This is a genomic window from Streptococcus mitis (assembly GCF_003944325.1).
In the GTDB taxonomy this organism is placed as follows: domain Bacteria; phylum Bacillota; class Bacilli; order Lactobacillales; family Streptococcaceae; genus Streptococcus; species Streptococcus mitis_CW.
On record NZ_RJPX01000027.1, the window covers coordinates 21,399 to 27,568 of the forward strand.

Annotated in this window: 6 protein-coding genes; 3 read left to right on the forward strand and 3 right to left on the reverse strand. The window is 42.5% G+C overall.

What is annotated here, in order from left to right:
* Window positions 1-138: 138 nt before the first annotated feature.
* Window positions 139-753, reverse strand: a complete 615-nt coding sequence (gene lepB / locus D8787_RS08125; protein WP_125422672.1) for a signal peptidase I — start codon at window positions 751-753, stop codon at window positions 139-141.
* A gap of 3 nt (window positions 754-756) precedes the next feature.
* Complete coding sequence (gene rnhC / locus D8787_RS08130; RefSeq protein WP_125422675.1) at window positions 757-1,638, reverse strand: ribonuclease HIII; 882 nt, start codon at window positions 1,636-1,638, stop codon at window positions 757-759.
* An 86-nt stretch (window positions 1,639-1,724) separates the two neighbouring features.
* On the opposite strand from rnhC, the gene zapA reads away from it, so the two are divergent.
* The 3 genes from zapA to D8787_RS08145 all read left to right on the forward strand — a co-directional run bounded on the left by zapA (window position 1,725) and on the right by D8787_RS08145 (window position 5,126).
* Window positions 1,725-2,027 (forward strand): cell division protein ZapA, encoded by a 303-nt coding sequence (gene zapA / locus D8787_RS08135; protein ID WP_000002019.1) that lies wholly within the window; start codon window positions 1,725-1,727, stop codon window positions 2,025-2,027.
* Window positions 2,024-2,572: a CvpA family protein gene (locus D8787_RS08140; RefSeq protein WP_112444378.1), complete on the forward strand. Its 549-nt coding sequence runs from the start codon at window positions 2,024-2,026 to the stop codon at window positions 2,570-2,572. Before zapA ends, D8787_RS08140 begins: the two co-directional genes overlap by 4 nt.
* A gap of 217 nt (window positions 2,573-2,789) precedes the next feature.
* Window positions 2,790-5,126, forward strand: a complete 2,337-nt coding sequence (locus D8787_RS08145) for an endonuclease MutS2 (protein ID WP_125422678.1) — start codon at window positions 2,790-2,792, stop codon at window positions 5,124-5,126.
* 49 nt (window positions 5,127-5,175) lie between these two features.
* Here D8787_RS08145 and D8787_RS08150 read toward each other — a convergent pair whose 3' ends face one another.
* Complete coding sequence (locus tag D8787_RS08150; RefSeq protein WP_125422681.1) at window positions 5,176-6,105, reverse strand: helix-turn-helix domain-containing protein; 930 nt, start codon at window positions 6,103-6,105, stop codon at window positions 5,176-5,178.
* Between the last annotated feature and the right edge of the window lie 65 nt (window positions 6,106-6,170).

The window sequence follows — 6,170 nt, forward strand, 5'->3', positions numbered from 1 at the left end:
GGCTAGCTTCCTAGTTTGCTCTTTGATTTTCATTGAGTATAACTTTGTTTCTATCTTAATCAAACTGGATAGTGAATAATCATATTCTCACGATAGAAGAAGAGGCTGAGATTCTTGATTCTCGGCCTCTTCGATTTCTTAAAATGTTCCGATACGGGTGATTGGCCAGAAGCGGAATTTAGCTTCCCCTGTGATATCTTTTGCTTTAAAGGTACCTACGTGACGGCTGTCGCTAGAAACCAAGCGGTCATCTCCGAGGAGAAGGTATTCTCCTTCTGGGACAGTAAAGCTAAAGTTGGTGTTGTAATTGACATCAACTGTGAAGGCTTGGGCTTTTTCAGCAATACTTCTAAAGAAAGTGCCTTTATTTCCTTCAAATCCCTTGCCTGAGTAGGTGCTTTGGAGTTTGTCATCCTTGAAACGTTTGATATAGTCAGCTAGGTAAGGTTCGTCTGTCTCTTTGTCATTGATGTAAAGTTTATCGTTTTCGTAACGGATGGTGTCGCCAGGCATTCCAATCACGCGCTTGACGATGTCCTTATTGCCATCTTCCTCATGGGCCACCACGATATCAAAACGGTCAATAGGGAGGTGTTTGACAACAAAGAGGATTTCGCCATCCGCTAGGGTAGGGTCCATAGAATGACCTTCTACGCGGACATTACTCCAAAAAAAGATACGGCTTAAAGCTAGTACTGACAGAATTAGGAGGAACAGTCCCCACTCTTTTAAGAAATTTTTAAATGAATTCATAACTTACCTTTCTAAGCGTTTTTTCGCTTTTTCAGTATTTTTAAAGTGCAGTTTGGCGCAGAAGTTGAGTCCCTGCATACCATAGGCTTGCAAAATTTGGCTAGCCACCTTATCAGAAGCTGTTCCAGCTCCACTTGGAAGTTGATAGCCCAGTTCTCGTCCTAGATTTTCAAGATTTTCCAGAAATAGATTACGCGCAATGATAGAAGAAACTGCGACAGCCAAGTATTTACCCTCAGCCTTTTCTTCTAAGCTGATAGGATTGCTGAAACGATTGGCCTCTTGTGCCAAGTACTTGTCATAATTTTTAGCACTGGTAAAGGCATCAATTACAATTTTCTCAGGCTGAACACCTTTTTGAAGGAGGAGATAGATGGCCTGATTATGGAGGGCTACCTTAACCGAAACAGCGTTGTAGCGGTCTCCGATGACCTCGTTATACTTGCTTGGTGAGAGAAGCAGTGCCTGGTGCTGGATTCTTTCCTTGAGAATGGGAGCGATCTGACGGATTTTTTGGTCGGTCAGAGTCTTGGAATCCCCCACACCGAGTTTTCGTAAGAAGTCGTGCTGGTCAGGTGTGACAAAGGAAGCCACAACTGCAAGTCCACCAAAGTAGGAACCATTTCCAACTTCATCTGTCCCAATCAAAGGAAGATTTTGTCCGCTGATTTCCTCTGCAAGCTGATAGCCAAAGAAACTGGCGTATTTCTCAGCCCCTTCACCCTGAAGCAAGACCTTTCCAGAAGTATAGATAGAAACCGTTGCCTGAGGTAGTTTCAAAAAGTAGCGGATATAGGGATTCTTACTAGGAGACATACTAGTTTGATAGTGTTCAAGAAAAGCCTGAATCTCCTTTTCGCTTGGTATGAGTGTTATACTTGCCATAGTTTCTATTGTACCACAAAAGCAGGCAAATTTGTAAAAACTGACAAAGTTAGCGAATTTTGGTATAATATCGTGAGGTGAATTTTATGGCAAATCTAAATCGATTCAAATTTACATTCGGAAAAAAATCATTAACCTTGACAAGCGAACATGATAACCTCTTTATGGAGGAAATCGCTAAGGTTGCGACAGAAAAATACCAAGCAATTAAAGAACAAATGCCTAGTGCAGATGATGAAACAATCGCTCTTTTGTTGGCAGTCAACTGTTTGTCAACTCAACTCAGTCGTGAGATTGAATTTGACGATAAGGAGCAAGAGCTAGAAGAACTCCGTCACAAGCTTGTGACTTGCAAGCAAGAGCAGAGCAAGATTGAGGATTCCTTATGATTTCACTCCTTCTTCTATTGGTCTTGGCTTGGGGATTTTATATCGGCTATCGTAGAGGCCTGCTCTTGCAGGTCTATTACCTGATTTCAGCCATGGCATCGGCTTTTATGGCTGGCCAGTTTTACAAGGGGCTGGGAGAGCAATTCCATTTATTGCTCCCTTATGCAAATCCGCAGGAAGGTCAGGGAACTTTCTTTTTCCCATCGGATCAACTCTTTCAGTTGGATAAGGTCTTTTATGCAGGTATCGGCTACTTGTTGGTATTTGGGATTGTCTATAGCATCGGTCGTTTACTTGGTCTCTTGTTACACTTACTTCCTAGTAAAAAACTGGGAGGCAAGTTGTTCCAAATTTCAGCAGGTATCTTGTCCATGTTGGTGACCTTATTTGTCTTGCAAATGGCCTTGACCATCTTGGCGACCATTCCTATGGCAGCTATACAAAATCCTCTTGAAAAGAGTATCGTCGCAAAACACATCATCCAGAGCATACCAGTAACAACCAGTTGGCTCAAACAAATCTGGGTGACAAATTTAATCGGATAAAAAGGGCAGGAATTTTCCTAGCCCTTTGTTTACAGATTGACTAGAATCTATCAGAATGTAAAAAGCTAATACTCTTCGAAAATCTTTTCAAACCACGTCAGCTTCCATCTGCAACCTCAAAACAGTATTTTGAGCAACCTGCGGCTAGCTTCCTAGTTTGTTCTTTGATTTTCATTGAGTATGATACACCTAGACATTCAAAGACAAGGAAATAAAGATGAACAAAAAAATATTAGAAACATTAGAGTTCAATAAGGTTAAGGCCTTGTTTGAACCTCATTTGTTGACCGAGCAGGGATTGGAGCAATTGAGACAGCTGGCTCCGACTGCCAAAGCAGATAAAATCAAACAGGCTTTTGCTGAGATGAAGGAAATGCAGGCTCTCTTTGTCGAACAACCGCATTTTACCATTCTCGCAACTAAGGAAATTGCAGGAGTCTGCAAGCGGTTGGAGATGGGGGCGGACCTCAATATCGAGGAGTTCCTACTCTTGAAGCGCGTGCTTCTTGCCAGCAGAGAATTGCAAAGTTTTTATGCCAATCTGGAAAATGTCAGCTTGGAAGAATTAGCCCTTTGGTTTGAGAAATTACATAATTTTCCGCAATTACAAGGAAATCTCCAAGCCTTTAATGATGCAGGTTTCATTGAAAATTTTGCCAGTGAAGAATTGGCGCGCATCCGTCGAAAAATCCATGATAGCGAGAGTCAGGTACGCGATGTCTTGCAAGATTTGCTCAAACAAAAGGCGCAGATGTTGACAGAAGGGATTGTTGCCAGCAGAAATGGTCGTCAGGTTTTACCAGTCAAAAACACCTACCGCAATAAGATTGCAGGTGTTGTTCATGATATTTCTGCCAGCGGAAACACCGTCTATATCGAACCCCGTGAGGTGGTCAAACTGAGCGAAGAAATTGCCAGTCTGCGAGCAGATGAGCGCTATGAAATGCTTCGCATTCTCCAAGAAATTTCTGAGCGTGTTCGCCCTCATGCGGCTGAGATTGCCAATGATGCTTGGATTATCGGCCATCTGGACGTGATTCGTGCCAAGGTCCGCTTTATACAAGAAAGCCAAGCAGTCGTTCCCCAGCTATCAGAAAATCAAGAGATTCAACTGCTCCATGTTTGCCATCCTCTGGTCAAAAATGCCGTCGCAAATGATGTCCATTTTGGCCAAGATTTAACAGCCATTGTCATTACAGGTCCCAATACAGGTGGTAAGACCATCATGCTCAAGACTCTGGGCTTGACACAGGTGATGGCCCAGTCTGGTTTGCCGATTTTAGCAGATAAGGGAAGTCGTGTTGGTATTTTTGAAGAAATTTTTGCTGATATTGGCGATGAGCAGTCTATTGAGCAGAGCTTGTCTACCTTCTCTAGCCACATGACCAATATTGTGGATATTCTTGGCAAGGTCAACCAACATTCACTTTTACTCTTGGATGAGTTGGGAGCTGGTACGGATCCCCAAGAGGGAGCCGCCCTTGCCATGGCTATTCTGGAGGATCTTCGCCTGCGTCAAGTCAAGACTATGGCGACCACCCACTATCCGGAACTCAAGGCCTACGGTATTGAGACAGCCTTTGTGCAAAATGCCAGCATGGAGTTTGATACTGCGACTCTTCGCCCGACTTATCGCTTTATGCAGGGAGTTCCTGGCCGAAGCAATGCCTTCGAAATTGCTAAACGTTTAGGTCTATCTGAAGTTATCGTAGGGGATGCCAGTCAGCAGGTTGATCAGGACAATGATGTCAATCGTATTATTGAGCAGCTGGAAGAGCAGACGCTAGAGAGCCGCAAACGCTTGGACAATATCCGTGAGGTGGAGCAAGAAAATCTCAAGATGAACCGTGCTCTCAAAAAACTTTACAATGAGCTCAATCGTGAAAAGGAAACTGAGCTTAACAAGGCGCGTGAACAGGCTGTTGAGATTGTGGACATGGCCCTCAGTGAGAGTGACCAGATTCTCAAAAATCTCCACAGTAAATCTCAACTCAAACCCCATGAAATCATTGAAGCCAAGGCCAAGCTGAAAAAATTAGCTCCTGAAAAAGTAGATTTGTCTAAAAACAAGGTCCTTCAAAAGGCCAAGAAAAAACGAGCTCCAAAGGTGGGAGATGATATCGTGGTTCTCAGTTATGGACAGCGTGGTACCTTGACCAGTCAACTCAAGGACGGCCGCTGGGAAGCCCAAGTCGGTTTGATTAAGATGACCTTGGAAGAGAAAGAGTTTGACCTTGTTCAAGCCCAGCAAGAAAAGCAAGTCAAGAAGAAACAGGTCAATGTCGTGAAACGAACCTCTGGTCGTGGCCCACAAGCCAGACTGGACCTTCGAGGCAAACGCTATGAAGAGGCTATGAATGAGCTAGATGCTTTTATCGACCAAGCCCTGCTTAACAATATGGCTCAAGTTGATATCATCCATGGTATCGGAACAGGTGTCATCCGTGAAGGAGTTACCAAATACTTGCAAAGAAACAAACATGTCAAGAGTTTCGGCTATGCCCCACAAAATGCTGGAGGCAGTGGCGCAACTATTGTGACCTTTAAAGGATAAAAAAAGCCTGAGGAAATATGTGGTTCCTCAAGCTTTTTTGATTTTTAGCCTAGACATCTAAAGGTTGTCCAGTGTGATTGAGTTGTGTGACAGTAACAAAGAAGTCCTCTCTCATTCGAGTCAGAAGTTGATTTGGATAGACCTTTTCAAAGTTATCAAGACTGGCAAAGATATGCTTAGCAAGTTCTAGACCTCTGACATCGTCTTGTCTGAGAAAATTATTAGCACGTTCCATGGAAATGCTAATCATCTCTGTCATCTTGGTACTCAGTAGAGGGAAAGTATTAATCACTTCCAGAGTCTTCACTGCTAAATTCTCAGCCTTATCATAGTAACCATTAACAGAGTAATGCTTGATAGCAGTTCTTAAGCAGGCAATATAGTAGTCAGCAGTACGGATTGAATGGTATTCAGTCTGTTTTTTTAGAGTATCTAATAGGTGGTAGAGCCTGTAATCTAAAAATTCGATTGAAAAGTGAGGCAGGATAGATGAAAAGATATTGACCTCAATTTTGTTCCAGTCGTCCAATTCACTCAGATAGTTCTTGATATATTCTAGTTCTTGATAATCTTTTGGAGTCAGAAAAGAATCGCCGATGATGTTTGCGATAGCAAATTTATTGACTACACGATTGGCAATCACATAGTGTTCAGCGATCCCAGGATTTTCCATGGGTTGATTAATCAAACTAATGATCTTTTTAAATTCACGCTTATAGGCCAAATCAGCAACCTGAGCCTGTAATTTATGAAATTCAGTTGGGAACATTTGCGTTTTGAGACTATCAAAGGTCTCCTTATCAATTCCAATATTAGACAGAATCTCTTCAAATTTTTGAATGGTTATTCGAGATTTCCCTTGCTCAAACTGACGTAAAAAATGAGGAGTCACCGTTGTACCAGCAGCTTCCTTCTGAGTAAACCCTCTCTCCTCACGAATGGCCTTATATACTAATCCATAAACACTTTCATCTTGCATCCTAAATCTCCTCAAGTCCTTTTTTCCATTCTATCATAATTCTACCAGTTTTTAAGGGAATTTTT